The sequence below is a fragment of the Wolbachia endosymbiont (group A) of Phasia obesa genome (assembly GCF_964028125.1).
Lineage (GTDB): Bacteria > Pseudomonadota > Alphaproteobacteria > Rickettsiales > Anaplasmataceae > Wolbachia > Wolbachia pipientis.
This window is the reverse complement of sequence record NZ_OZ034764.1, coordinates 831,553-857,895: the sequence shown is the minus strand read 5'-3', so window position 1 is coordinate 857,895 and position 26,343 is coordinate 831,553. Positions and strand designations below refer to the sequence as shown.

Annotated in this window: 25 protein-coding genes and 1 riboswitch; of the genes, 9 read left to right on the top strand and 16 right to left on the bottom strand. The window is 35.8% G+C overall.

Features of this window, described 5'->3' with window-relative positions:
* Positions 1 to 5 precede the first annotated feature (5 nt).
* Entirely contained in the window at positions 6 to 299 is a 294-nt protein-coding gene (locus ABWU29_RS04350; RefSeq protein WP_010962608.1) for a hypothetical protein, read from the top strand.
* Between the two features lie 192 nt (positions 300 to 491).
* On the opposite strand, the gene ABWU29_RS04345 is transcribed toward ABWU29_RS04350, so the two are convergent.
* The 5 genes from ABWU29_RS04345 to ABWU29_RS04325 form a co-directional block, all read right to left on the bottom strand.
* Entirely contained in the window at positions 492 to 1,289 is a 798-nt protein-coding gene (locus tag ABWU29_RS04345) for a hypothetical protein (RefSeq protein WP_353280176.1), read from the bottom strand.
* Between the two features lie 49 nt (positions 1,290 to 1,338).
* The gene (gene pyrF, locus ABWU29_RS04340) at positions 1,339 to 2,013 is read right to left on the bottom strand and encodes an orotidine-5'-phosphate decarboxylase (RefSeq protein WP_006280567.1); all 675 of its coding nucleotides are present in this window, start codon (positions 2,011 to 2,013) and stop codon (positions 1,339 to 1,341) included.
* Positions 2,014 to 2,043: 30 nt separating this feature from the next.
* A complete protein-coding gene (locus ABWU29_RS04335; protein WP_015588973.1) occupies positions 2,044 to 3,366 on the bottom strand; it encodes a hypothetical protein in 1,323 nt (440 codons plus the stop codon).
* A 157-nt stretch (positions 3,367 to 3,523) separates the two neighbouring features.
* Positions 3,524 to 5,002: a hypothetical protein gene (locus ABWU29_RS04330; protein ID WP_353280174.1), complete on the bottom strand. Its 1,479-nt coding sequence runs from the start codon at positions 5,000 to 5,002 to the stop codon at positions 3,524 to 3,526.
* Between the two features lie 74 nt (positions 5,003 to 5,076).
* Complete coding sequence (locus tag ABWU29_RS04325) at positions 5,077 to 7,545, bottom strand: valine--tRNA ligase (RefSeq protein WP_174516760.1); 2,469 nt, start codon at positions 7,543 to 7,545, stop codon at positions 5,077 to 5,079.
* 259 nt (positions 7,546 to 7,804) lie between these two features.
* Between ABWU29_RS04325 and ABWU29_RS04320 the strand changes: the two genes are divergently transcribed.
* On the top strand, positions 7,805 to 8,815 hold the full coding sequence (locus ABWU29_RS04320; protein WP_353280173.1) for a hypothetical protein: 1,011 nt from the start codon (positions 7,805 to 7,807) through the stop codon (positions 8,813 to 8,815).
* 50 nt (positions 8,816 to 8,865) lie between these two features.
* Here the strand turns inward: ABWU29_RS04320 and ABWU29_RS04315 are convergent, their stop codons facing one another.
* Positions 8,866 to 9,381, bottom strand: coding sequence for a gamma carbonic anhydrase family protein (locus tag ABWU29_RS04315; RefSeq protein WP_141457186.1), 516 nt, complete (start codon positions 9,379 to 9,381; stop codon positions 8,866 to 8,868).
* Positions 9,382 to 9,525: 144 nt separating this feature from the next.
* Between ABWU29_RS04315 and secG the strand changes: the two genes are divergently transcribed.
* Genes secG through ABWU29_RS04300 form a run of 3 tightly spaced genes read left to right on the top strand, consistent with a single transcriptional unit; the run spans position 9,526 to position 11,886 of the window.
* Positions 9,526 to 9,846 carry a preprotein translocase subunit SecG gene (gene secG, locus ABWU29_RS04310; protein ID WP_007548880.1) on the top strand — a complete coding sequence of 107 codons (321 nt, stop codon included), beginning with the start codon at positions 9,526 to 9,528 and terminating at the stop codon, positions 9,844 to 9,846.
* Positions 9,846 to 11,450, top strand: coding sequence for a CTP synthase (locus tag ABWU29_RS04305; protein ID WP_015588967.1), 1,605 nt, complete (start codon positions 9,846 to 9,848; stop codon positions 11,448 to 11,450). Before secG ends, ABWU29_RS04305 begins: the two co-directional genes overlap by 1 nt.
* Positions 11,451 to 11,475: 25 nt before the next feature.
* A complete protein-coding gene (locus ABWU29_RS04300; RefSeq protein WP_015588966.1) occupies positions 11,476 to 11,886 on the top strand; it encodes a nucleoside deaminase in 411 nt (136 codons plus the stop codon).
* Positions 11,887 to 11,992: 106 nt separating this feature from the next.
* Here ABWU29_RS04300 and ABWU29_RS06035 read toward each other — a convergent pair whose 3' ends face one another.
* Positions 11,993 to 12,196 carry a hypothetical protein gene (locus tag ABWU29_RS06035; protein WP_341813952.1) on the bottom strand — a complete coding sequence of 68 codons (204 nt, stop codon included), beginning with the start codon at positions 12,194 to 12,196 and terminating at the stop codon, positions 11,993 to 11,995.
* Positions 12,197 to 12,356: 160 nt separating this feature from the next.
* Positions 12,357 to 13,622, bottom strand: a complete 1,266-nt coding sequence (locus ABWU29_RS04290) for an MFS transporter (protein ID WP_256359313.1) — start codon at positions 13,620 to 13,622, stop codon at positions 12,357 to 12,359.
* 1,102 nt (positions 13,623 to 14,724) lie between these two features.
* Between ABWU29_RS04290 and ABWU29_RS04285 the strand changes: the two genes are divergently transcribed.
* Together ABWU29_RS04285 and ABWU29_RS04280 are read left to right on the top strand one after the other, a co-directional pair.
* On the top strand, positions 14,725 to 15,825 hold the full coding sequence (locus tag ABWU29_RS04285) for an ATP-binding protein (protein WP_015588963.1): 1,101 nt from the start codon (positions 14,725 to 14,727) through the stop codon (positions 15,823 to 15,825).
* A gap of 547 nt (positions 15,826 to 16,372) precedes the next feature.
* Positions 16,373 to 17,371 (top strand): pyruvate dehydrogenase complex E1 component subunit beta, encoded by a 999-nt coding sequence (locus ABWU29_RS04280; RefSeq protein ID WP_015588962.1) that lies wholly within the window; start codon positions 16,373 to 16,375, stop codon positions 17,369 to 17,371.
* Here the strand turns inward: ABWU29_RS04280 and ABWU29_RS04275 are convergent.
* Positions 17,347 to 17,727, bottom strand: coding sequence for a TrbC/VirB2 family protein (locus ABWU29_RS04275; protein ID WP_015588961.1), 381 nt, complete (start codon positions 17,725 to 17,727; stop codon positions 17,347 to 17,349). The two genes, ABWU29_RS04280 and ABWU29_RS04275, sit on opposite strands and share 25 nt — an antisense overlap.
* A 101-nt stretch (positions 17,728 to 17,828) precedes the next feature.
* Here ABWU29_RS04275 and ABWU29_RS04270 point away from each other — a divergent pair, with 101 nt between their 5' ends.
* Positions 17,829 to 18,071, top strand: coding sequence for a hypothetical protein (locus ABWU29_RS04270; RefSeq protein ID WP_141457193.1), 243 nt, complete (start codon positions 17,829 to 17,831; stop codon positions 18,069 to 18,071).
* A 382-nt stretch (positions 18,072 to 18,453) separates the two neighbouring features.
* Here the strand turns inward: ABWU29_RS04270 and ABWU29_RS04265 are convergent, their stop codons facing one another.
* From ABWU29_RS04265 to ABWU29_RS04255, 3 genes are all read right to left on the bottom strand, one after another.
* Entirely contained in the window at positions 18,454 to 19,209 is a 756-nt protein-coding gene (locus ABWU29_RS04265; protein ID WP_015588960.1) for a hypothetical protein, read from the bottom strand.
* 463 nt (positions 19,210 to 19,672) lie between these two features.
* Complete coding sequence (lepA, locus tag ABWU29_RS04260) at positions 19,673 to 21,469, bottom strand: translation elongation factor 4 (protein WP_015588959.1); 1,797 nt, start codon at positions 21,467 to 21,469, stop codon at positions 19,673 to 19,675.
* A 79-nt stretch (positions 21,470 to 21,548) separates the two neighbouring features.
* On the bottom strand, positions 21,549 to 22,952 hold the full coding sequence (locus ABWU29_RS04255; RefSeq protein WP_353280172.1) for a malonyl-CoA decarboxylase: 1,404 nt from the start codon (positions 22,950 to 22,952) through the stop codon (positions 21,549 to 21,551).
* Between the two features lie 800 nt (positions 22,953 to 23,752).
* On the opposite strand from ABWU29_RS04255, the gene ABWU29_RS04250 reads away from it, so the two are divergent.
* Complete coding sequence (locus tag ABWU29_RS04250) at positions 23,753 to 23,944, top strand: hypothetical protein (RefSeq protein ID WP_081600765.1); 192 nt, start codon at positions 23,753 to 23,755, stop codon at positions 23,942 to 23,944.
* Here ABWU29_RS04250 and ABWU29_RS04245 read toward each other — a convergent pair.
* From ABWU29_RS04245 to ABWU29_RS04230, 4 genes are all read right to left on the bottom strand, one after another.
* Positions 23,937 to 24,572, bottom strand: a complete 636-nt coding sequence (locus ABWU29_RS04245; RefSeq protein ID WP_264953956.1) for a transposase — start codon at positions 24,570 to 24,572, stop codon at positions 23,937 to 23,939. The genes ABWU29_RS04250 and ABWU29_RS04245 overlap by 8 nt on opposite strands.
* On the bottom strand, positions 24,556 to 24,885 hold the full coding sequence (locus tag ABWU29_RS04240) for a transposase (RefSeq protein ID WP_141456678.1): 330 nt from the start codon (positions 24,883 to 24,885) through the stop codon (positions 24,556 to 24,558). The genes ABWU29_RS04245 and ABWU29_RS04240 overlap by 17 nt, the downstream gene beginning before the upstream one ends.
* A gap of 410 nt (positions 24,886 to 25,295) precedes the next feature.
* The gene (locus ABWU29_RS04235; protein WP_010962623.1) at positions 25,296 to 25,988 is read right to left on the bottom strand and encodes a thiamine diphosphokinase; all 693 of its coding nucleotides are present in this window, start codon (positions 25,986 to 25,988) and stop codon (positions 25,296 to 25,298) included.
* Entirely contained in the window at positions 25,969 to 26,244 is a 276-nt protein-coding gene (locus ABWU29_RS04230; RefSeq protein ID WP_006280002.1) for a SemiSWEET family sugar transporter, read from the bottom strand. Before ABWU29_RS04230 ends, ABWU29_RS04235 begins: the two co-directional genes overlap by 20 nt.
* A riboswitch (TPP riboswitch) is annotated at positions 26,233 to 26,335 on the bottom strand. Its footprint overlaps the gene before it by 12 nt.
* Positions 26,336 to 26,343 lie beyond the last annotated feature (8 nt).

Sequence of the window (26,343 nt, the reverse complement as noted above, 5' to 3'; positions counted from 1 at the left end):
TAGGAATGGCATCCATAGATGTTTCCCACAGTTGTACGAATATTGCAATATGGTACATAGTAAACGATGTCATTCCAGTGCTTGACACTGGGATCCAGCTTCTATGCAACTTAATTAAAAACGTTTGTTTTAGCGTAAGACAACTACCTTTAGCTCATCAGCTCAGTTATAAGCAAAATTTCTGGATTCCAGTGTCAAGCACTGGAATGACATCATCTGTTGTGCAATTTACCTTTAAAAATGAATATCCGTACAGTTATGTGCTTGGCACTGAAATGGCATCATTTTTTATCTGTTGAAAATGTAAACCGAAAAATAGCGTGGCACTTTGTGCCACGCTTAGTACTGTAAGCTTAATCCAGTAATTAAATTAAGCGAGGTAAAATAAAAGATAATGACACTATATAATGTTCGTTCTTTTATGTCAAGCACTTTTTTGAATTTTTTTGGTGATAATTTTTATCCAGTTATTTTATTATTGTAGTATAATTTCAATGCCAGATACTATCATTATGATCACTATCTAAATTTAAATCGTAATTATCATCAAATTTATATATCCCCTCCATCTCTTCTCTATGCAATTCATGTGAATCACCTAAAGCTTTTTGATTAGAAACGTCAACACAATACTGTAACAGTGCTCTTAATGATCCAGCACTATCTTGATCTAAATTAAAATTGCTAAAATCAAATTTCTGCATACTCTCCACATGTCCTTCTCTACATAACCTACATATCTTAGCAAAAGCCCTTTCACTTTCTCGACTCCAAGCATTAAGAAAGTAAGGATCTACTACTTTGCTAAATTGTTTCTCTATCTCTTCAAGAGAGCTCTCTGGATTAAGTTCTAATATTACTTTGAAAATCCCACTGCCATGGAATCTATAAAATTTACTAGATAAGCTATCTTTTACAAAATTAACTGCATCATCTATTGTAACACCAGAGCGAGATTCAAATATCATCTCAAATGCTCCATAACAACTATCAATACCAAAATTAATTATTTTTTCCATAAAATCAATTACCTCTTCTAAGGAAATTTGTGGCTTATTCCTCAAGATAACTTCTAAACTCTTGACAAAATTATGCCCATGCTGACCCATAGCATGGGTTTTCCCATTTATTGTATAATGATATAGCTTCTTATTTTCTATTATATGCTTATTGCACTGGTAGATATGTAGCTTATTCAATTTGCCAGAATATTCCTCTATTTCCTTATCTGGTAATTTTGAGCGGAATTCCTTGATTACTTCGCGTATTATTCTATTGATATTACTCATGCTTATTCCTAATTAATATGTTAGTATTTTTATAAATTAAGTTATTATATTAAAATTCTTTCATGGATTTCAATATTAGCTCCGCACTACTTGTAGTTTTTGTAATGGGTCTGCCAATGACGATATAATCAGCTCCTGAATTTATTGCTTCTTTTGGTGTTGCTGTTCTTTTTTGGTCGTCATGACCTGGATCTATACGAATTCCTGGAGTAATAATTTTAAAGTCTTCACCGCATTCTCGGCGCACTTCTTGAGCTTCTAGTGCAGAACAGACTACTCCATGGAGTCCAATCTTTTTTGCAAGCTTTGCAAGCAAAATTACCTGTGATTTTGCCTCTCTTGCTACTCCAAGCTCGTTTAAATCCTCATTGCTCATACTAGTTAGCACTGTCACCCCAATCAGCTTTATTTTTGTGCCTTGCACTACACTTAGCGCTTCTTCAAGCATTTTTGTTCCACCGCTGATGTGCAGAGTTAACATTTCAATGTTCAGAACTTTTATTACTTCAACTGTTTTGGCTACAGTGTTTGGAATGTCATGCAATTTCAGATCTAAAAAAATTGGTACATTGCATTTTGCAACTTCTTGCACTCCAGAAAGACCTTGAGCAGCAAAAAATTCTAATCCCAGCTTTACCATGCCAACTTTACCACGCAGAGCATTAGCTAGAGAAATAGCCTTATTTAAGTCTTGTGTATCCAGTGCGCATATTATTGGGTTCATTATCTTGCATGATTTATCTTATAATAAGACTCATTGTTGTGTTTTGCAAATACTTTCACTCTGATTGAACTGACTGCGTTCATAAGATTCTGTCAATAGTGAATTTGGCAACTTGGTCGGGGTGGATGAGCGACTGACAAATAATGATTCATATCCAAGATCTTCCAGCGAAGAAGAAGGCGTTTCGTCTGGCAAAAGCCGTGCAATTTCTCCTTGTAACGCAGACTTTAATATTTGAATCGTATCTAATATTGCTTTTCCATCATTATTTCTTATTGGTTCTTCTATATTGTCTGTTACGCATCTTATCAACAGTTGCGCAAAATTCACTTGTTTTTCTTTCTCTTTCAAAAAATCTTCTATTTGACTGTCTCGTTCTAAAAGTGAATTTCTTAAACTTTTTACTTCATTATTACAATCTTTTCTTATCCCATCTAACTCAAAAGATTGATTTTTAATTAAACCATTTGCTTCATCTAACTCTTCAAATTTCTCTTTTAATTCTTTAGATAAATTTTTCTTTTCTTTGTTGACCTCTTTAATTTTACATTGTAGCTTATCTAAGTTTGCATGCAGTCTTTCTTGTTCTTCACGTAATTCCTCTACTTCTTTAGAAAATCTATTTTTTTCCTTATTCAATGCCTCTACTTTTTCACTAAGTTCATGTTTTTTCTCACGTAGTGCCTTTTGTACTTCACGTGACGTTTCTATTCTATCATTTAACCCCTTATTCTCTAGCTCTAAATGTTTATTATCATCCACTTCCATCTTCAGCTTTGCAATAAATCTACTTCTTTCTTCCAACTGTTTCTTTAAACATGAGATTTCAAGTTTTAATTTCTCTTCCTGCTCATTAAGCTTACCTATTTCCTTTCTTGTTTTGTCCAATTCATTGTCTATTTCAAACGTACGATTCTTTGCTGTTTCTAATTTTTTCTCTAAAGATTTTTTTTCTTCAAGAAGAGATTCTCTCTCAACTTCTGACTCATTTACTTTCTGATTCAATTTTTTTGCTCTCTTGTCTAAATTTTGCTTTTCTCGAGTTAATTCATGTTTTAATTTTTCCACTTCTTTGTTTGCAGCTTTTTCAGCTTCCTTTCCTAGAGTTATTTTATTTTCCAACTCTTGCTCTTTCTGAGCGAATTTATTTCTCTCAACCTCTATTTTTTTATTATTACTAATTATTTTATACGAAAGTGCAAGCACCAAAACAGATAATGTAGCTAAAGCAAGAATTAGAGGAAGAGGCACATTAGAAGTTACAATAAGCGCTAAAGATGTAAGTAACGTAAGAGTAGCTAAGGAACTAGCTACAAAATAAAATGCATTAGCCTCACTAAGCAAATTGCTCATTACTCCCCTCCCCCCCACGTTCAGCAGTCTTGTATATATTTATTAAAATTCTCTTATCTGTGGAGGAATTATAGTGCTGCACCTACAACAAACTTTCCTTTTTCAGCCTGCTAGCTAAAAATAGCTAAGGTTTTATGTATCCAGTGTACAACTGTACTCAAAATGTGTGGCAGCTGTTGGTCGGGGTAGAACATCCACTGGTATATCCAGAATCACATGAAGCATCATTCAGCTTTTTATATGGCGGTCTTATTAGAGTGGATATATAAGGTGGTTTTGGTTTCGGGAACTGTTTATTAACAGACTCATTTTCACCTATTCCTTCAAGTTCTGATAAATGTTCACTGCTTATATCTGAAGAAATGGAATGACTTTGCTCGTCTTCCTGCCCAGTTACTGCTTGCAGATGTTCAACTTTTCTTTTCAAATCAGAATTATGTCTTTTCAAATCAGAATTATGTTCTCTTAATTCCTCGCATCCGTCATCCAACTCTTTTTCGCTACTTTTCAACTCACTGTTATTATCGCGCAACTTTTCATTAAGTTTTTTTAACTCTCCGATCTTATCAAGATTTTCATTGTTTTCCTCTTCTAATTCCTTGTTTTCCTCTTCTAATTTCTTGCATAGTTTTTCTTTTTGTTCTAAATCTGCAGCTAGCTGGATCGTTTCTTGCGCTTTTTTATTTAACTCTTTTTTCAATCGTCCTTCTTCTAATACATCATCTAAATCAGATTGTAAACAAGAAGTTTTGCCTTTTTCTTTTCTTAACTGCACTGCTAATTTTCCTACTTTTTTCCTTTTCTCCTCTAAACATGTTTCCAATTCTGTTATTCTTTCTTTTAATGAAAGAGCTAAAATTCCTTCATATTTTAATTCATCTAACTGCCTTTTTAAGGAATCTATTTCTCTTTGAGATTGAGATAATTCCTCCATTAAAGAATCCACTCTTTCATTCAATCTTACATTTTCATCACGTAACTCTTGGTATTCAAGAGAAAGCATCTTCTCCTTATGTTCTAACTGACCTTGTACTTTTGCACTCAATTCTGTATTTTCATCGTGTAAATCTTTGTTCTTATTATTAAGAGCACCTATCTTACCCTCTAATTCTCGGATTTGATTACCTTTATTATTTAACTCTTTTGTAGCATTATCTAATTTTTGCTGTGTATCATCTTGTTGTGTCTTTAACTGCTCTATTTCCTTATTTAACCCTGCAATTTCGCTTTCCAAATCTTGCTTTTCTCGAGTTAATTGATCTTTTAATTCCTTCACTTCTTTATTTACAGCTTCTTTAGCTTTTTCTCCCAGAGCTATTTTACTTTCTAACTCTTGTACCTTACTCTCTGATTGTTGTTTTACGCTTTCTAACTCTTGCTCTTTTTCAGCAAATTTATTTTTCTCAACCTCTATTTTCTTATTATTACTAATTATTTTACATGAAAGTGCAAGCACCAAAATAGAAAGTATAGACAAACTCAAAGCAACAGGAAGAGCTACATTAAAGGCTGCAACTGAAGACAAGAACTTAACATAAGGGGCAACAGCAAGTGTCCCAGACGCAAGCAATACCAAAGTAGCAAGAGCACCAGCTATAAGATATGGTGCATTGGTTTTACTATACAAATCCCTCATTATTCCCTCATTATTCCCTCATACTAATAATGATTACAATAGCATGGATATTAAAGGAAGTAAAGCTATAAAAATCAGTATAAGTCTATATTCACTATGTATTTTCCGTCTTCAGTTTCAAGCTCAGACTGCATCCACTCTATCATTTCTGCATTGCACACTGCCTGCAAATCATCCTGTGCAGATTGATCTAACTTATCCTCTTGTACGCTCGCTTTTATCATCAACTTTTTTATCAGATGCTTAACTGATACATTATTATCTGCCTTTATCTTTCTGATAATGTTTAATATCTGAATAACATTATCTCCCATTTCCTCTGAATATTTATCGTAGATAAGTTCTTCTTTGCTCGGCCAATTACTTTGATTGTGTACAGAATTATAACTATACAACTGGTGGTATATCTCTTCTGTAATGTAAGGCAAGAAAGGTGCAAATAACCGCAAAATAATATTCAGTACATATGCCAAACTTTGCTTTGCACTTAAGGTTGCTTCACTGCTTCCGTACGCGCGTTTTTTTACTAATTCCAAGTAGTTATCACAAAAATCCTTCCAAAAAAATTCTTCTACTGCGCCCAAAGCTTCGCAGTATTCAAACTGTAATAGGTTATTCGTTGCTTTACCTATTACTTTGTACAGCTTAGACAGTATCCATTTATCCATCGTCTCACTGATGGAATTTATGCTTACTGTTTGATGCTTTTCCATGAACATGGAAACAAACTTGCTAGCGTTCCAAAGTTTTGTAACGAGGCGCTTGCCAATTTTGAATATATTTTCAGAGTAGACTGTATCAACTCCAAGCCTTGAGTTCGCTGCCCAATAGCGCACTACATCAGCTCCATAAGTTTCAAGTATTACATGAGGAGTAATGATGTTACCCTTTGATTTACTCATCTTTTTCTTATCATCTGCTAAACACCAACCGCTGATCATAATGTTTTTCCAAGGTAAAGAATTTGCATGATAATGTGCCTTTAAAATAGTATAAAAAGCCCAAGTTCTTATTATCTCATGGCTCTGGCTGCGCAGATCTGCAGGAAATATCGTATCATAGCGATGATTTGGTAAGCTAAACTCACTGTTTACTGCTAGTGCACTTAGTTGAGGAGTAATTGAACTTGTGGCCCAGGTATCCATTACATCTTGATCTGGGATAACCTCTTCTTTGCTATACCCTTTTGGCAAATCTTTCAATGGATCTATAGGCAGGTCCTTTATCTCAGCTAGAATAATTTTACCTTCTTCTCCCTTACGGTTGGAATACCACGCTGGAAATGGCACACCAAAATAACGTTGCCTTGAGATGCACCAGTCCCAATTTAGCCCTTCTATCCACACTTCCATACGTTTACGCATAGTAGCTGGATGCCAATTGCATTCTTTTACTTTATCTAATACTTGAGCTTTTTGCTCTAAAGTCTTGATAAACCATTGATAAGTAGGCAATATCTCAAGTGGTGCACCAGATCTTTCTGCGCACTTAACAGAATGAGAAATGTTAGTGCTTTCTACCAAAAGTCCTTTTTCAGTTAGGATTTCGATCATCCTCTTTCTTGCTGCTACAATTTTTAGTCCATTTATTTCATAGATTCCAGCGTCACGCGCTGGAATGACGCCGGGGTGTGGTGGAATGACATCATGAAGGTTCATCCTCCCATCCTGATCGATGATAATTTTCATCGGCAGATTATGCTTTTGCTGCCAATATATGTCGAGCTCATCACCGAATGTACAACACATAACAAGCCCAGTGCCTTTATCTATTTTAACCTTATCATCAGCTATTATTGGAACTTTTGTCTCTGTGATCGGCACCACGGCTGTTTTTCCGATCAGATGGGTGTAGCGCGCATCCTCTGGATGACAAAAAACTGCAACACATGCGGGAAGTAACTCAGGCCGCGTAGTTGCAATATTGATCTGCTCATTTTCTTGAGTAGAGAAAACTATCGTGTTTAAGGATGACTCAAAAACTTTATCTTCTATTTCTGCTTGTGCAATTGCTGTTTTATCAACCGGGTCCCAAAGGATGGGCTGCATTTTTCTATATGCATATCCCTTATTATATAGATCAATAAACGACATCTGTGAAAGCGTCACAGTTTCCTTGCTGATCGTGTGGTATTCCAAATCCCAGTCATAACTAATGCCGACCGATTTAAATAGTTCCTTGAATTCTTGCTTTGATTTTTCAATAACCTCATGGCACATCTCTATAAATTTTTCCCTGCCAACTTCTTTTGCGCGGGTTTTATAGGTTTGCTCAACCAATCTTTCAGTGGGAAGCCCATTATCATCAAACCCAATTGGGTAAAACACATCTTTTCCCAGCATGCGCTGAAACCTTGCAATAAAGTCCGTGTGGCAATAGCTAAATATATGGCCGATATGGAGTTTTCCTGATATTGTCGGTGGAGGCGTGTCTATAGTGAAAGTGTTATCCTTTTCACCATTCCATTTATAAACTTTACTACCTTCCCATAATATGTTGCATTTGTCTTCAACTTCTTTAAAGCCGTATTTTTCTTTTAACATAAATATTTCTCAATTTTAAACTTTAAGCTAGCAACGTCATACCGCCGCGGTATCTCTAGATCCCGCTAACAAGCAGCGGAATGACGATGGTCGGTAAACCTAAATTACTTTAGCTATAGCACAATTAAGTAAATACGGCAATTTTACGCCAAAATTTTTTGTTTACGAACATAAATTTTCTATGCTATGATAAAAATATTACTTGACCTTAGGTTCTAAGGGTATTATGTAATGTTAATTATATATATTGAGGTTAAATATGCATAATTCAAATCAAAATCTTTCACCTGGAGCAACTTCACCAACTGATATAACATCTGATCAAGAAGGAACTATAAATAAAAACTCTATTGAATCAGGAACAGAGCAGTCGTTACAAGGTTCTTTAGTTGGTAATCAAGAGTCTTTAAATGATTATGTTGATGCGAGTAGCACGCCTGTGTCTGAAGGGATTAATGATACAATGCAGGTTGCCGATGATAATGAGGTTACGTCGGGCAATAAAGGTAATCGAAGTGTTGTTTCTAGTGATAGCACGACATTAAGTGAAGGTTCTGTTAATGGGCAAGAAGGTGTTACTAAGTCAAAAAAAGGAAAAGGAAAAAGATCAACAAGTAAAAGAATACAACGGAGTAAGCAGCAGTTAAAAGAGAAAGACGAGGAAATAACAGCATTAAAAGCTCAACAAAATACACAAGAAGTTGCGGACTTACAGCAACAGTTACAAGCTAAAGACGAGGAAATAACAGCATTAAAAGCTCAACAAAATACACAAGAAGTTGCGGACTTACAGCAACAGTTACAAGCTAAAGACGAGGAAATAACAGCATTAAAAGCTCAACAAAATACACAAGAAGTTGCGGACTTACAGCAACAATTAGCAGATAAAGAGAAAGAAATAGCACAACTAAAACAACAACAGCCAAATGCTGAAGTTGACAAACTGAAGGCAGACTTAACAGCTAAAGAGAAAGAAGTTGACAAGCTAAAGAAGGAAAATAAAGAATTAGAAGCTGAAAACAAAAAAATTCAACAACTAAAACAAGGCAATGGAGCACGGTACACTGCTACTGTTGGTATGGGTCTTGCTGCTGGACTGATAGCATTTACTGCACTTGAACGTACAGTTAAGTTAGAGATGTTAGTAATGATTGGTATAGCAGTAGCATCTGCACTCGTAGCCGGTGGTATTACATATGCAGTATTACCTAGTACTCAAGTAGATGGGGCAAAAGCACAAGAAGTAAATGAGAATGGGAAAAAGAAGTAACAAGGGTTAAGCCGAAATGTACGTGTCAAGTAAAACACTTGACGCGAGCTTCAGTTTTTATATTCATTCATTAGCATAATATAATTTTGTGCTGATTGTGTAATATGTTTAATTTCTTCATTCGACATTTTTTTGAAGAATTTTGCTGGCCTGCCAGCCCATATTTCCCCACTTTTTATCACTTTTCCGTGTGTTACCAGTGAGCCAGCAGCTACCATAGCTTCAGGCTCCACAACTGCATGGTCCATCACGGTAGAGCCCATACCAATAAACGCCTTATCATGCACCGTGCATGCGTGCAACACACAAAAATGTCCCACTGTTACCATGCTGCCAATAATTGTGTCACCACCTGGGTTTCTATCCACATGAATTACCGTTCCATCTTGAATATTTGTTCCATTACCTATTTTTATTGATCCAACGTCCCCTCTGATTACACAATTAAACCAGATGCTTGCATCTCTTCCTATTTCAACCTTGCCTATGATATGCGAACCACCTGCGATGAAAGCACTTTCGTCTATTTTTGGTTCATAATTTTTGTATTTTAAAATGTGATACATATTAAGCCCAAAGTTTTATGCATATGTTAATCAAAATAAGGTAAGCAGTAAATACATACTTAGATTTCAAGTTATTTGGGTGACAGATGTTCTTGACTTACGTGCTTTGTACTGCTAAAATTTTTATTTTCAGCCCTATCTATAATGTCAGTAGCGGTATTAAGTATATTTCAAATAATATTGGTTGTTGTGTTAGTAATTTTAGTGCTCTTGCAGCCGCCTGGAAGTAGTTCGTTAAGTGGTTTTAGTAATACACAACAGGGGGTCAATTCGATGATTCCGGTGAAATCTTCTGAAAACCCGCTCAGCAGAATAACGGCTATTGTTGCTGGATTGTTTATTATAAACACATTGCTATTGTCAGGATTATGTTCAAAAGACGTACATAAAAAATCGATCGCAGAAAAAATTATATTAGAAAAAAAGCAAGAAAGTGAATCTACTTCTGTTCCATTTGAAAATTAATGAAGGAAGCTAAATTTATCTTTGTCACAGGTGGAGTTGTGTCATCGCTTGGTAAAGGCTTAGTTGCTTCGAGTGTTGGTGCGCTTCTTCAAGCTCACGGTTTTAAGATCCGTATCAGAAAACTTGACCCGTATCTCAACATTGATCCTGGGACAATGAACCCAACTCAGCACGGAGAGGTATTTGTTACCGAAGATGGTGCTGAAACTGATTTGGATCTTGGGCATTATGAGCGTTTTACTGGAATTAAAGCAACAAAAGATGACAATATAACAACTGGTAAGATATATCATGAGTTATTGAAGAAAGAGAGGCGTGGTGATTATCTGGGCAAAACTGTGCAAGTCATTCCTCATGTAACAGATTTGATCAAATCGTTCATTTTTAATGGTACGGAAGGTTTAGATTTTGTAATATGTGAAATAGGCGGAACTGTAGGTGACATTGAAAGCCAACCATTTTTGGAGGCTATACGCCAAGTTAACTACACATTAGGAAAACAAAGAGTTATCCTGATTCACTTAACTTTAATACCATATCTTACCGCAGCGCAAGAATTAAAGACAAAACCAACGCAGCATTCAGTTCGAGAGTTAAATTCCGCGGGGTTACAACCAGATATTATATTATGCCGCAGTGAGAAAGAAATTTTCGATAATCAAAGAGAGAAAATAGCTAAGCTTTGCAATGTTTCTTTATCCAATGTGATACCTGCCCCTGATGTGAGTCATATATATGAGTTACCGGTGTTGTATAGCCAATGTGGGCTTGATACGCAAATTTTGGAGCACTTTCATTTAAGTAAGCCAAAACCAAGCTTGACTGAATGGGATCAAATAGTGCATTCCATAAGGCACCCAACACAGGAAGTTACTGTATCTATAGTGGGAAAATACACCGAATTCCCTGATGCATACAAATCACTGGTTGAAGCATTAAATCATGGTGCGATTAGTAATAAAGTCAAAGTAAAGATAAATTGGGTTAACTCAAGAGAGAAGGAAGAAAAACCTATAAATGAAAAGCTTATAGGGGAGAAGTTACAGAATTCTCATGCAATCCTTGTTCCAGGGGGGTTTGGTGATGACGGAGTAGAGGGTAAAATATTAGCAATAAATTATGCCCGTACAAATAATATCCCATTTTTCGGAATTTGCCTTGGTATGCAGCTTGCAATTATTGAATTTGCTCGTAATGTTGTTAAGCTTGAAGATGCACACTCTGAAGAATTTCGTAACTGTAAACATCCAATCGTTAAGTTAGCTGGCGATCAAGATGACGATCTTGGTGGAACCATGAGACTTGGGGCATACAAATGTAATATAAATGCAAACTCTAAAATGATGGATGCATATAGTAACACTACTATTTCAGAAAGACACAGGCATAGGTACATAATCAATTCAGATTATAAAGATGACTTAGAAAAAAATGGGCTGTTATGCAGTGGCATATCAGAAGATGGAACGTGCATAGAGGCAGTGGAGTTAGAGAGTCATCCGTGGTTTATTGGTGTGCAGTTTCATCCAGAATTTCAATCAAAGCCGTTTTCTCCTCATCCTCTTTTCGTGTCGTTCGTTAAAGCAGCAATTGATAAGAAATAAGTGCCTAGTGTTTAAGTATCAATATATGGAGCTTGCCATAGAGCAAGCCAAACTCGCTCAAAAAAATGATGAGGTGCCCATAGGTGCTGTAATAGTGAGTGGAGACAATATCATTTCTTCTGCACACAATATATCCAGCGATCCAACTGCACATGCAGAGATGTTAGCGATCAGACAAGCATTTTCAACTCCCACGCTTTGTGATGCTGATATGTACGTAACATTAGAACCATGTCCGATGTGTGCTCAAGCCATTTCCTTTGCCAGAATTAAACGATTGTACTTTGGAGCTTATAATCCAAAAGGTGGAGGAATTGAAAATGGTGCTAAGATATTTCAATTTTGCAGCCATATACCTGAAGTTTATGGTGGGATATTAGAAACAGAATGCTCTTTTTTGTTAAAGGATTTTTTTGAGAAACTAAGGAACATTTGATAAATCGTCATGCTACTTGTTTTCCGATACAAAATCGTCATCCCGCTACGTGTTAGCGGGATCTATGCTAGGAGATACCGTGACGGTATGGCGGTTAAGTAATTCGTCATTCCAGCGCGTGACGCACAACTATACAAACATTGTCCACCAGCAGGGTGTCATCCGAGTAGCTGACACTGCCCTCCTTTGTCATCCCAGTGCCCAGACACTGGGATCCAGAAGACTTAATTTTAACCAAGTGGCTGCATAATAAAGGCTGGATTCCAGTGTCAAGCACTGGAATGACATTACAGGGACACTGGGATGACATCATCCTTTTCTCTGGATTCCAGACTGGAATGACAGCAGTCCTACGTCATACCGTCACGGTATCTCTAGATCCCGCTAACAAGCAGCGGGATGACGGTTGTCAGGGTGTCAGCTACTTAGATGAAACCCTTTCCCGGTCTATCAAATCACATAGGAGAAAACTAAGACCAATCAAATTTCTTATCTTGCGGTTTTATTTGCAATATTGCTACCACACTGATCAACAAGCAGAAGACTATATAAAGCCCAGCAGCAAGGTTTGTTTGAGGAAATGTTACAGTCAACCAAATACAAACCATAGGAGTAAATCCTCCATGTAACGCATAAGAGATATTGCGTGATAAGCTCACACCACTAAATCTAACATTGGTAGGAAAGAGTTCAGATGCAACTATTCCTATGGGAACTATACCCCTTTCTATTATAGAGAGAACCATTACGCTCAACGCAATCACAAGATAATTTTTATAGTAATATGCAATAGATAACGCAGGACAACACAGTGCCATTGTAATTGCTATAAATAAGATTGCAGTGCGCTCTTTTCCAACTTTATCAGCCAACATTCCAAACGCTATTGAAGATATCGGCATTAATACACTGGTTATAATCAATACAATTTCGTTGATATATGTTGTTACATAAACATCCACTGATGCTATTTCCTTTGCGAGAGTTCGAAGAAATATGGTAAATCCAACAGCAACATTAACAGGTACAGATATTAAAATAGCAAGTATAAGAGCTCTCTTGTGGCGTTTTATAAGCTCTATTATTGGCAAATCAGGTAAATTTCTTTGTTTTCGATTTTTTTCATATGCTGGAGTTTCTCCCAATGTGTATATGCTATACGCGCTAATTAATCCTAAAATAGCTGAGAAAATAAATGGCAATCTCCAACCCAAGGTACAAAAATCAGTAGTTTTTTTGCAGATAATCACTATCACCGCAGAAAGCAAGACGCCAATGGAGCGACCAAAACCCATCATTCCAAAATACATCCCTAAGTTCTCTTTCCTACTGGATAAATGCTCTATAAGATAAACAGAACTTCCTTGTTCACCACCAAGTGCAATTCCTTGTGTTATATGGATTGCAAGAAGCAATATAGTAGAAATTATACCTACTTGATTGTGACTTGGAATAAATGCAATGAGACTTGATGGTATCGATATTAGCAAGATAGTAATTATTAATGCTATCCTCCTTCCATACCTGTCACCAACGTGACCAAATATGAATGCACCAAGTGGCCTTACAATTGCACCTAGCCCTACAATTCCAAATAATTGCAGTATGTTACTGTAGACATCTTTTGCAAAACAAAACTCTCTGCTGATTATGTTAATCAAATCAATAAAAAGCATGTAGTCATACCATATTGCGATTCTGCAGAGTATGGTTGATATCAACACCCTTGTTTGCACTAAATTCAATTCGTAAATGTTTGCTTATTCTATTCTGGCTGCTTTTTGGGATTTTACAACCTAAACATATGGAGTTGACTTTTTTATTATGGTGTGTGATAATTGCAATGAATATAGCTTATTTAGCAGCACTTATAGCAGCAGCTATAATAAAAATAGCAGCAGTAATACTTTGTGCTATAATGTGTATAAGCATTTTCTTTATATTATTTAAGGGAAAAAGAACACTTAGATTCAAAAGGATTTCTATCTCTTCTGAAAACAGTAGGTGTAATTTATATAATACTATCAATTATATCTCTCCCACTTATTATATTAAGCCTTACTACTCCGTCACCTCTGGTAGTAGGTATAGTAGGTGGTATCGTTGGTGCTATTTCCATAATACCATTAATAGTAGCTTACATTTTGCTTGTGGCTATATCGAATATCTTTATTACCAAGTCTTTATAAATTTGAGCTAATGTTACTGTCTTCATTTCTTCTTGGTTGTAATATTGCTGAAAGTTATCTATTTCCATAGGTATAACATATAATCTGATTTTATAAGATATTCTACCGGGATTAAAATATCGTAAATCTTAGGCGTTATAAACAAAATTTACAGGAAAAATAAGATGATACTACTCAAAAAGGCAAACAAGACGGTATTTTTCTGGCATAAGTTAGCGTTCAGCTTTACCTTTCCTTGCAAGACATTTTAGAGCTATTATGTCTTACTTCTTGAAGATACAAGTTAGCGTTTTTAACCCGAATTCTGGATTGGAGATTAAAAAAAACAAGAATATCAATAGCTTATTGTTTTAGCATTTACGATAAAGCAGTAAGCATTTTAAGACTAGTTACTAATTTAGTAAAATTCAAGACTTTCAATAATTTACCTAAAATCTAATCCAGAATTCTGGTTAATAATAAAATCTTGTTTTTTGAAAATGAATTTGGTAAACTTTAAAGATGTATGTGACAATATGGTGATATATTGTTTTTAGTATTTAATAAATTAAAGTACGTACTTGATAATTTTTCTGAACGCTCTAATCAAGCTAAAATAGGTAAGCTAGATAAAATTATTCTTAGTTTAAAATTGGTATAAGGTATTAAGATGAAAAAAATTGAAATTTCAGAATTACTAAAAAGAATTTCAATCTGTTTACTATGCGTGGCAACTATTGTCTCTATCGCTTTTTTGTTTGCCTATATGCATACAATGTTGCTTAGTAAAGGGTATGAGTTAGCTGCACATTATGTTAGTGAAGCTATGCCTTGTGTGTTACTTGTCGTTCCCCTTTTTATTGTTTGGTTTGTATATGATCAAGTATTCAGCAAACTAAAGGAAGTAGAGCTGCCTATATCGATAGAATTAGCTAATTCAGATGATAAAAGAATAACATTTGCTGATGCTATAATTGATGACTCCTTAAAACAACGGTTGCAGATGATTTGCTGTGACCAAATGACAGAAGAAATGCGCAAGCTGTTTGGAAATAAAAGTATTAATTCACTAAGAGGTTACATATTATATGGCCCTCCTGGAAATGGTAAAACACTTATCGCTCGTGCAATTGCAGGTGAATCAAATATGAATTTCATAAGCATCTCAGGTCCTGAACTTATTGGAGTATATATTGGTCATGGTGCACATGCTGTACGCGAGCTTTTTAAAATAGCAAAAAAATATTCTCCTTGTATAGTCTTTATAGATGAAATAGATGCAGTTGCTCAAAAAAGAAGTACCGCTAATAACTCAGCTTACCATTGTCGAGAGAGTTTAACACAGTTGTTAACTGAAATAGATGGATTTAAGAGCAGAAAAGATATAATAGTAATTGGTGCAACTAACCTTATCGGTGGTATAGATCCAGCACTTATTAGACCTGGACGTTTAGGTCAGAAGGTTTATGTCCCTAATCCAAACATAGAGGTGAGACAAAAGATATTGGCACTTTATATGCGAGGTACAAAAACTGATGAAAAGCTAAGCCTCCAAGACATTGCAGACAAGACTGAAGGCTATTCTGGGGCTGAGTTAGAGCAATTAGTGAATGAAGCAAAAATTAGCGCTGGTGCGCAAAGACGGCTTATAGTGAGTGAGGAAGATTTCAGTTACGCGCTTCACAGGTTAAGTCCAGAACAAGAAAGAGATAGAATAAAGTTAGTTTCAAACGCGAAGACACAGATAGAAGAAACTTCTTTTATACGGTAAACATAAAAATTGAAATTATAGAAGTGTAGCTGAGCCAACCTTCGTTATTCTTATTATTACCCACAAATAAAGACATGGTATTGCATTTACTCAAATAATTTAATTTTATTAACCTGAAAGCTTATTGGATTAAAATTATTAAATTAAGAGTTATAATTTTAGCAACTAAAAGCTGTAAATTGCACCATATAAACAGTTATTTCAAGCAAAAGTTATACTGACCTTAGCCAGAAAAAGTGGTGGAAAAGTTAGGAATGTTTTTTACAAAAAAAGACAGTATCAATAAAAAGGATTTTATTCTATTTGAAATATAAAATTATCATGTATTTTTCTGTTATTCCCAAGTGAATTATTATTAACTTAGCAGTATATATTATTAAAAACACAAGCAATACAATCATTTTTAGCAACCAAAACCAGCAAGCGTGAGAAGATTTTTTTTTGGAATGAGTTGGTCATGATGTTTGTAAAACTTAATTTGTACACTTTACTTACCCCCAGTAATTCTGATATAGTTACTTTAGTTAAAGTCTATAAAAGTTTATAAATGGCAACCTTAAGTGTAAGAGAAGCTTTATGCACAGCAATTAGAGAAGAAATGCAAAACGACTCTGATGTGCTTATCATGGGTGAAGAAGTTGCAGAGTATGATGGTGCTTATAAAGTAACGAAAGGATTACTGAAAGAGTTTGGAGAAAACAGAGTAGTTGATACGCCTATTACCGAACATGGATTTGCTGGCCTTGCTGTTGGAGCGGCATTTGCTGGATTAAAGCCAATAGTCGAGTTTATGACTTTTAATTTTTCTATGCAAGCTATTGACCAAATTGTGAATTCCGCAGCAAAAACAAATTATATGTCAGGCGGACAACTTGGATGCCCTATAGTATTTCGTGGACCAAATGGCGCTGCAGCAAGAGTTGCTGCACAACATTCTCAATGCTTTGCAGCTTGGTATTCGCATATACCGGGGTTAAAAGTAATAGCACCCTATTTTGCCTCAGATTGCAGAGGTCTGCTTAAAGCTGCAATTCGTGACCCTAATCCGGTAATATTTCTAGAAAACGAAATAGCTTATGGACATGAGCATGAAGTTTCTGACTCTGAGCTATCAAACAAAGATTATCTACTTGAGATAGGCAAAGCTGCTGTTATACGGGAAGGAAAGGATGTAACTATCACTGCTTTTTCATTAAAATTAATGGATGCCTTAAATGCAGCAGATTTACTTTCGAGTGAAGGTATAGAAGCTGAAGTTATTGACCTCAGAACCTTAAGACCACTTGACACTCAAACTGTTATTAACTCTATTCAGAAGACTAATAGGTTAGTTAGTGTAGAAGAAGGATGGCCATTTGCAGGAATAGGAGCAGAGCTGTCAGCCGTTATTATGGAACAAGGATTTGACTACCTTGATGCTCCAGTTGTACGTGTAACTGGCAAGGACATCCCCTTACCTTACGCTGCAAATCTAGAAAAAAAAGCATTACCGCAAGTGGAAGATATAGTTGAAGCCGTGCATCAGGTCTGTTTTAGAAAAAAATAGTTCTTTTTTGTGTCTCCTGTTCCGCATTGGTCCATCAAAGAAGTATTTCCAGTGCCGCCTATACCACCCATTACTTTTATGACGATAGTTTTAGCACCGAAAAATACAGCACAAAATATACCGAGTGCAAAAAGAGCTGGCCATGGCATTCTACCAAATATCGCAAGCAAAGCTGCACCTATTATCACTACGGTCATAAGCGGTCCGCCTATTCCCCAAACGTAGCCAATAATGTTACATATTACTTGAGCAGTTGTATCAGTATTAGTGTCAGCGGCAGCACTCCCAACATGAGAAAAAGAAATAAATAATACTATAAGAAAAATATTGAAAATTCTCTTGATTGTAGGATTCATCTCTATACCTTAAACTTAGATATTGTAATTATATCTAAAATAGTATAATTTTTAGTAAAACTAGCATAAAGATTGAATAACAAACGGTGCCACAAAAGTAGTTGACACACAACTGCACGAACATTGTGCTACCAGGAGGGCAATGCTTCCTTCTCCTGTCATCCAAGTGCCCTCTTTTTGTCATGAAAGTAGCTGACACTGATTTCCATCCAAGACGGTGTCATCCAACTCCCCTGTCATCCCAGTGCTTGACACTGGGATGGCTTTGTTGCATCGCTAGCTATGATGGATTAAAGATAAAAAAGGTGGAGAATATCAGTAGCTTATTATTCTGGTATTTATAACAAGAACGGTCAGTGAATACCTAAATTTGAGTAAAAGAAATTTCACTACCACTCACTAATCCGGCTAAAATTCAAGAATTTCAATGCTTTAGCTATTTTCAATAGAATTAAATTTATTAATATAAATAACAAATTACTATTCTTAAATTTGATCAGATTGATTGCAAAAAAACAAGATTTTCAATAAGTTGCTTATAATCCTAATTATAGTTAGCCTTTCATAAGTAGCGATGCAACAAAGCCCACTGGGATCCAGCCTTTCTGCAATCTCATCGAAAACGTTGTAACCACTTTCTATGCTAGTTTGCTTGTGAGCAACCTGGATCCCAGTGTCAGCTACTTGGATGACAAAAAAAGGAGCACTGGGATGACATCTTTATATTTAGGGCAAAAGAGGTACTTTCCGCTCATTTTTAACATTTCCTTCTTTTGCTTCATCCACTTTAGAGTCTGGTTCTTTATGTGTATCAGTCACAGATTCTTTTTCTGCTTGCATTATTTTACCTGATATGTACTCCTTAGCTTGCTTAGCGAGATCGATTACAATAACTACTCCAATTGCAGTTGCAATCGTAAGTGCTAGTGCATGTATTCCTACTGCAGGTAAGGACTCTAGTGCTGCTGATAAAGATGATAAGGAATCTACTTTACATATTGGAAAAACACCACTTACAGCGATAAAAGCTCCAGCTATGATGTTTCCAATAAACAGTAAAAGAGAAGTTAAGAACAAGTGCTGATAATTTTCAGGCTGTTGAGACAATCCTTTCGATGTTATTGAAAGCAAAATGTAAGCTACTATTAATGGTATTATGGAAATAGCACCAACGATACCACCTACTATACCTACTACCAGAGGTGACGGAGTAGTAAGGCTTAATATAATAAGTGGGAGAGATATAATTGATAGTATTATAGAAATTACACCTACTGTTTTCAGAAGAGATAGAAATCCTTTTGAATCTAAGTGTTCTTTAATTCCCTTAAATAATATAAAGAAAACGCTTATACACATTATAGCACAAAGTATTACTGCTGCTATTTTTATTATAGCTGCTGATATAAGTGCTGCTAAATAGGCTATATCCATTATCATTTTACCACTAAACTTAATAACACTGCAATTATCACATACCATAATAAAAAAGTCAACTCTATAGCTAACCCAAGAAAGGTTTCCCACGTCATACCGCGATTCATTCGCGGTATCTCTAGATCCCGCTAACAAGCAGCGGGATGACGGTTGTCGTTTAGCCATAAACATTAAGAAATTTACCAAATAAAAAAAAAGGCAAAAGAAACCCTAGGGTAGCTAGTTATTCACTATCCATTTTTTAAGTTGGCGTTTTTTTATGTTTTAAACGCTTTATAAGCGCGTTTCAGCTTATGTAGGTAGAAGTTTGATAAAGACATAAGGTGCACATAGTGCAAAAAATTAAACATGAGACGCCAGATACGTGAGTTTTTTTGTCATTTAATCTGTACAGAGAAGATAAATAAATAGCTTCAGTTTCATGATAAGGGGGCTGGCGGAGTTTGTCAAGTAAGTTTTTTCGTTTCTAACGGTTGTTGCCAAAAACTATACAAGAAGTCTTTTAAGATCAATCACTTATCTTCAAGGCTTGAATAAAAGCATTCTGTGGAATATTTACGTTCCCTATAGAATGTAACCTTTTTTTACCCTTCTTTTGCTTTTCAAGTAGTTTCATTCTTCGCGTTACATCTCCACCATAGAGTTTAGCTGTTACATCTTTTCTGTATGGGTTAATCGTTTCTCTGGCAATAATTTTTCCGCCCACTGCCGCTTGAATCGCGATTTTATATTGCTGACGTGGTATTAGATCCTTCAAGCGTGCACATATTTCACGCCCCCTTTTTTCTGCCCTACTTTTGTGAACGATACAAGCCAGTGCATCTACGGGCTCTCCATTAATTAAAAAGCTTAATTTATCTATTTGGCTTACCAGATAGCTGGAAATTTCCCAATCCAAACTTGCATATCCTTTGGAAATTGATTTTAATCGATCATAAAAGTCAAAAACAACTTCAGATAGTGGTAATTTATATCTTAACAATGCTGTTGTTGTGTTACCAATGTAAGATAAATCCTCCTGTTCTCCCCTCCTTTCTTCACATAGAGATAGAATCTCTCCCAAGTATTGGTCAGGGACCATTATTGTTGCAGTAATCCACGGCTCTTCCACAATTTCAATTTTCGTTGGATCTGGCATATCACTTGGGTTATGAATATTCAAAACTTCACCACTTCGTGTTGTAACCCTATATATAACACTCGGTGCAGTTGCTGTTAGGTCTAAATCAAATTCTCTCTCGAGCCTTTCTTGAATAACTTCAAGATGCAACATTCCCAAAAAACCACAACGAAATCCATAGCCTAGTGCATTTGAAGTTTCAGCTTCGAAGGTAAAACTTGCATCATTTAAATGTAACTTTTCTAGAGCTTCTCTTAGATATTTAAAATCATCCGTTTTATGAGGAAAAATGCTACAAAATACCACAGGATGCACTTCTTTAAATCCAGGAAGTGCTTTACTACAAGGTCTCTTTTCCTCAGTGATAGTGTCCCCTACCTTGCAGTCTGCTACTTCCTTCATTGAAGCAGTTATAAAACCAACTTCACCCGCTGAAAGTTCACCCGTCATCACTTTTTTAGGGGTGAAAATACCGATATTATCTATCTGATATGTAGCATTATTAGACATCATAACAATTTTCATGCCTTTTTTTAGCACTCCATTTTTAACTCGCACTAAAATTACTACTCCTAAGTAAGTGTCATACCAACTATCAACTAAAATTGCTTGCAATGGAGCATTGACATCACCTTGAGGAGCTGGAAGTTTTGCTACTATTGCTTCCAGTACATCTTTTATTCCAAGTCCAGTTTTTGCTGATATTAAAACTGACTCACTTGCGTCAATGCCAATTACTTCCTCAACCTGGAGTTTTACCTTTTCTGGATCTGCAGCAGGAAGATCAACTTTATTGAGCACAACTATTATTTCATGGTTGTTGTCAATAGCTTTATATACATTTGCAAGGGTTTGTGCTTCAACGCCCTGGCTACTATCTACCACTAAAAGTGAACCTTCACATGCGGCTAAGCTTCGACTTACCTCGTAAGAAAAGTCAACGTGACCTGGGGTGTCCATGAGATTTAGGCAATATTGATTACCGTCGTTTGCCGTATAATTGAGTTTTACCGTCTGTGCCTTAATTGTAATCCCACGTTCGCGTTCTATATCCATTGAATCGAGTATTTGATTGGTCATTTCTCTTGCTTCAAGGCCGTTACATTCCTCTATTAAACGGTCAGCAAGCGTTGACTTACCATGGTCTATATGCGCTATTATTGCGAAATTCCTTATGTTGTTCATTTATGGCCCACTATACTTAATTAGTGAAACTATTTTACATTTTAAGTGTTGTGAGGGCAATCCTTTATTAAGAGACTATTTACTCCTTCAACATAGACGACACTTTTTTCGAGCAGGAAATCACTTTATTAACCATATAGTTTTCATGATTATTATCTATTTTAGGCAACTCATATAGATAATTTACCATCATCCCGGCTGACTGACTAATACCCTTTTCAGAAGTATCCGCCATCCAGTTTAATTGTTTTATTGATGCGCCATTGCTTAAATGAAAATGCGCCACCGGGTCATAAGTATTTCCATTACTATTATTCACTTTTAGTAAATAATATGCACATAGTCTAAGCATGTATTGTTTAGTTTCATTTGTACATTCAACATTAGTTTTTAATTGCTCTGCACTTTCTAAAATTTCTGCACTAGATTGTTTTATATTTAGTTTGCCCAATAAAGTGACATCTTGGTTTAGATTGTTTTTTAGCCATTTCGTAAAGCCAGGTATTGGAGAAAGAGTTGCATATGTTTTTATACTTTTAAACTCCTGTGATAGCTTTTCTACAACCCTTTTGATCAAAAAATTACCAAGGCTGATTCCAGATAACCCTGCTTGAGTATTTGATATTGAATAGAATATAGCAGTGCTCGCATTACTCGGATCATTTGAAGGTACTGACTCATCTAAAAGGTGTTGAATGCTATCTGCAATCTTATCCACCAATGCAACCTCTACAAAAATTAGAGGTTCGTTTGGTATCTTGTAATGAAAAAAAGCAAAACAGAGACGATCAGAGTCTAGTCTGTTTTTTAGGTCGCCCCAAGAGGAAATTTTATGCACAGCTTCATATTTTATAAGTTTTTCTAGCAATGATGCAGGTGAATCCCAGGTGATTTGACGAAGATCGAGTAGATCAACATCAACCCAAGTATAGAGTATATTTTTTAATTCGCTCTCTAGTGGATTCAAGCTTCTATATTGGTTCTTTAGCTTAAGCACATCAGAACGCATATCAACAATAAACTTAAGGCCTTCTGGTAAAGAAATAAATTGCTTTAATATTTTAGAACGCGGTGATTCAAGAATTTTTATTAAATCCTGTTCAAATTTATAGTTTAACTCGGGATCTTGGTTTTTCTTATACTCTCTAATTTTCTCATCTATTTCCGCTTTATTCGGATTAAATTTTTCTGCCAGGGTTTGTAGAAATTTTATTTTACCTTTCTCTGATAAGCTTAAGTACAAGTTACCAAGAGATACAGCGTTTTTACGTGCTGAAACCTCCCCTCCCTTTGGATTTAAGCACTCGTTCATCTTCAAGACTAAACTATCGATATCGCGACTGTTGCTTAAATCAGGACTGATGTTACCAATCCACGATCTTACAGCATCTGCCACTCCACCTAGTATTTTAAAAAAGCTTCTTACCGCCTTTTTGTCTTCAACTTTCACTATATCAGTTTTTACCAATGATTCTTTTGTCATAGATTCCCTTTATTATACATAGCTAATGCAAGTCAGGGTCATACCGCCGCGGCATCTCTAGATCCCGCTAACAAGTAGCGGGATGACGAATTTGTCGTTTGTCAAATCGTCGGTAAACCCAAGTTATTTTAGCTACATATAGCTTAAGTTAAAGGAAAATTTTAGCTACATAGCAGGCACTATTACTGAATTATTAATGATTCAGTAATACAATAGACTTCTTGCACTACCTCCCAAGCCACAACTGTCATTCAGTAGAAACAAAAACTTCCTTGACAAACTCCGCCAGCCCCCCTATCATGAAACTGAAGCTATTGTATTTGCTTTCGCCAATCTGCAGATTAAAAGGTAAGGATTACTTAATGTATCGGCGTCTTATGTTCAATTTTTTGCAGTATATAGATACTGTATGTCTTTACAAAACTTCATCTACATCTAGATTTTTATCTAAATAAGCTGAACGCGCTTATAAAGCGTTACAAGACATCAAAAAATGCCAATACTCGACAGAGATAGTAAAAGACTAGCTAACTCGGGAATTCTTTGTCTTTTTTTCTGCTTAGTAAATTTCTTAAACATTTGCAGCGTAGGTTAGTTGCAATTAAAAGCAGCTAAATTGCAGTGTTTAAGACTTAAAAAACGCCAATACTGAAAATAGACAATGACTAGGGTTTCTTTTGCCTTTTTTTCGTTTGGTAAATTTCTTAAATATTTGTGGCTAAACGACAACCGTCATCCCGCTGCTTGTTAGCGGGATCTAGAGATACCGCGAATGAATCGCGGTATGACGGTTAAGTAGGGTGTCATCCCAGTGCTCCTATGATGTCATTCCAGTGCTTGACACTGGGATCCAGCCTTTCACGCAATCCCATCAAGAACGTTGTATTTTACATAACACTTTTATGCTTACCAACTTAATAAAATTCCTGGATCCCAGTGGGCTTTGTTGCATCACACTTTATGAGATGGTGATTTATGGTAAATTCATGTAACTATCTCAAATTTAGCCATACCAATATCAGTGAATTTATTAAGCAAATAGCATTTGATTAGCAGTTCTTTTTCTCGATTTATCTCAGATTTATTCCTAAAACTAAATCCGAATATTTGCTTTAATCTTGAGAAAAACCCTTCAATATAAGATCTTTTCCCATAATTTACTTCTTTTTTCCATTCTTTCATGCCATCTTCACCGTATAATTTTATTAACCTAATAGCAGCATTCCTGTCAGACATATAATCTATTTCTGGATGTTCTGCCGCATTGTTTATTGGTGGAATTTTTGTCTTTATATCATATTCGTTACACAACTTATAAAACTTGTGCCTATCACATGCTCTATCTGCATATAGTGCTTTTATGGCATGCTGAAAATCAACTTCTTTTAGCAAATCACAAGCTCCATAGTGATCAGAGTAGACACCGTTACTGTATTTTACAGCTATGGCTTTTTTGTTGTTTATATTCAACATTACGTGCAATTTTCTCGTTTGCTCATAGCCACGATATTTTCTGTTAGTGCTATTTTCCTTGCTGTGACCAGGAGTGTTGTTGTATATACTAATTCCTGTACTGTCTATAGCAATTTCGATATCTTCCATATTATTTTCTGCAATCATTTATCTTAATATTAAGTTTCTTAAACCTTCTTGATGCTTGTGAATAGCTGATAACTGCCAAATCTCTTCCTATTTGTTGCAAATACCCTTTTATAAACCCGACTGTTTGTCTTAAACCAATTCTAAAGAAACTGACGATTATATGCACCAAAATCACAACTTTATCACTATAAATATAGTTGCCGCCCTGCATTTTTGGACAATTCTCGTACCAATTTTCTATGGCGTCATTGATATAACAAAAAATGCTTCCTCTTTCTTGGAGAAATTTGTTATATTCATGGCAGTTACTGACTCTCATTTTTTGTGGCATATTTTTTCTTCAACAGTTAAATGGCTATTTATAATGAATTTTGTCAGTAACTGCCAGTTCTTTTCACTTGAGCGATGCAACAAAGCCATCCCAGTGTCTGGGCACTGGGATGACAGGCTAGCCTGACAACCGTCATCCCTGTAAAGATCAAGTATCCCACTACGTGTTAGCGGATGAGATACCGCGGCGGTATGACGGTCTGCGGCGGTATGACGGTTCGTGGCGGTATGACGGTTAAGCAATTCGTCATCCCGCTGCTTGTTAGCGGCTAAGAGATACCGCGGCGGTATGACGTAGGACTGCTGTCATTCAAGTAGCTGAAACTGGAATGACACGTCATAAAGGAACCAGTGTCAGCTACTTGGATGATACCTTTTTTCTACTTAGTTTGGGTTATGCAAGAAGTCTATTTACTTCTTAACTTGACGCACATGATGTCTTGCAGCATCATCTACTGTCTCTAAATAAATCATTGCTAGACATATACCACTGTGTACTTCTACGGATACCTTATTGCCTAAACTTCGATTAAAGCAAGAATTTTTTCCCGGAAAAGCAAGATTACTAAGGTGCAGTTCCCATTTTAATCCTTTAGTTGATATTTGAGCTCTCGGTATACCAAGTAAAGATATTTTAGTATTTTTTGGCAAAGAAAAAAAATGGGTAATACCTTTTTGTAAAGTGTAACCTACCATGGGAGGTGAAGGTGTGTAAAAGATACTGCCCGTACTTAGAAAAATGTTAATATTCTGTAGTATGTGATCAATTGCTCCTCCAGTAATACCCGTTACTATTGATGGCAATAACTTTACTGTTTTTAAGTGAGCCATTGCTTTAGAAAAGTCGCAATAATCTTGATCAGGTAGATATATCGTATTCAAATTAGCACGTAAATCCAGATTTACGCTATCCAAATCTCCTACTACAAGATCAGGTTTTACGCCAATTGATAGAAGCTTGTTTGCTCCTCCATCTACAGCAATAATAGGTATATCTCGTTTAAAAAACGATGAGCTCGGTATTTTTCCATTTAGCACTACAATAGAACGATATTGTTGTTGTGTACTGCAGTGCAGCACATGATCATGGTGCAGGTTTTGCATCGTAGTAACATTTTTGAATAATTGATATTATGCTAATCACTAATCCAGCAATATTGCTAAGCACCACAAAAATTGAGCTCTGGTAAAGACCATAGCCAATCCAAGACAATGAACAAATAAGATAGTTTACTAACATTAACATCGATACATCACGAGTAACTTTAGTGATATATGCTTTATATACTTGAGGTGATAATCCAATTAGAGATGCAATTAACGCAATGAAGCCGAAGCATTCTTCAATATTTATATACATACATTTTCCTACGCTTGCTTTAACAATATCAGGTTCAAAGGGTTGTACTTTATGTACTCTCAGCTTTTCTAGAGCACCCCTAATGCGTGTAATTTATAA

Bases quoted from the DNA above. Each gene is read 5' to 3' on its own strand.
- ABWU29_RS04335 (WP_015588973.1), bottom strand. From the start codon at position 3,366: ATGAGCAATTTGCTTAGTGAGGCTAATGCATTTTATTTTGTAGCTAGT.
- ABWU29_RS04300 (WP_015588966.1), top strand. From the start codon at position 11,476: ATGGAGCTTGCCATAGAGCAAGCCAAACTCGCTCAAAAAAATGATGAG.
- ABWU29_RS04235 (WP_010962623.1), bottom strand. From the start codon at position 25,988: ATGCAAAACCTGCACCATGATCATGTGCTGCACTGCAGTACACAACAA.
- ABWU29_RS04320 (WP_353280173.1), top strand. From the start codon at position 7,805: ATGCATAATTCAAATCAAAATCTTTCACCTGGAGCAACTTCACCAACT.
- ABWU29_RS04255 (WP_353280172.1), bottom strand. From the start codon at position 22,952: ATGACAAAAGAATCATTGGTAAAAACTGATATAGTGAAAGTTGAAGAC.
- ABWU29_RS04280 (WP_015588962.1), top strand. From the start codon at position 16,373: ATGGCAACCTTAAGTGTAAGAGAAGCTTTATGCACAGCAATTAGAGAA.
- ABWU29_RS06035 (WP_341813952.1), bottom strand. From the start codon at position 12,196: ATGTCATCCCAGTGTCCCTGTAATGTCATTCCAGTGCTTGACACTGGA.
- ABWU29_RS04265 (WP_015588960.1), bottom strand. From the start codon at position 19,209: ATGGTATGTGATAATTGCAGTGTTATTAAGTTTAGTGGTAAAATGATA.
- ABWU29_RS04315 (WP_141457186.1), bottom strand. From the start codon at position 9,381: ATGTATCACATTTTAAAATACAAAAATTATGAACCAAAAATAGACGAA.
- ABWU29_RS04285 (WP_015588963.1), top strand. From the start codon at position 14,725: ATGAAAAAAATTGAAATTTCAGAATTACTAAAAAGAATTTCAATCTGT.
- ABWU29_RS04330 (WP_353280174.1), bottom strand. From the start codon at position 5,002: ATGAGGGATTTGTATAGTAAAACCAATGCACCATATCTTATAGCTGGT.
- ABWU29_RS04345 (WP_353280176.1), bottom strand. From the start codon at position 1,289: ATGAGTAATATCAATAGAATAATACGCGAAGTAATCAAGGAATTCCGC.
- ABWU29_RS04350 (WP_010962608.1), top strand. From the start codon at position 6: ATGGCATCCATAGATGTTTCCCACAGTTGTACGAATATTGCAATATGG.
- ABWU29_RS04230 (WP_006280002.1), bottom strand. From the start codon at position 26,244: ATGTATATAAATATTGAAGAATGCTTCGGCTTCATTGCGTTAATTGCA.
- ABWU29_RS04275 (WP_015588961.1), bottom strand. From the start codon at position 17,727: ATGAATCCTACAATCAAGAGAATTTTCAATATTTTTCTTATAGTATTA.
- ABWU29_RS04240 (WP_141456678.1), bottom strand. From the start codon at position 24,885: ATGCCACAAAAAATGAGAGTCAGTAACTGCCATGAATATAACAAATTT.
- ABWU29_RS04325 (WP_174516760.1), bottom strand. From the start codon at position 7,545: ATGTTAAAAGAAAAATACGGCTTTAAAGAAGTTGAAGACAAATGCAAC.
- ABWU29_RS04305 (WP_015588967.1), top strand. From the start codon at position 9,846: ATGAAGGAAGCTAAATTTATCTTTGTCACAGGTGGAGTTGTGTCATCG.
- ABWU29_RS04245 (WP_264953956.1), bottom strand. From the start codon at position 24,572: ATGATTGCAGAAAATAATATGGAAGATATCGAAATTGCTATAGACAGT.
- secG (WP_007548880.1), top strand. From the start codon at position 9,526: ATGTCAGTAGCGGTATTAAGTATATTTCAAATAATATTGGTTGTTGTG.
- lepA (WP_015588959.1), bottom strand. From the start codon at position 21,469: ATGAACAACATAAGGAATTTCGCAATAATAGCGCATATAGACCATGGT.
- pyrF (WP_006280567.1), bottom strand. From the start codon at position 2,013: ATGAACCCAATAATATGCGCACTGGATACACAAGACTTAAATAAGGCT.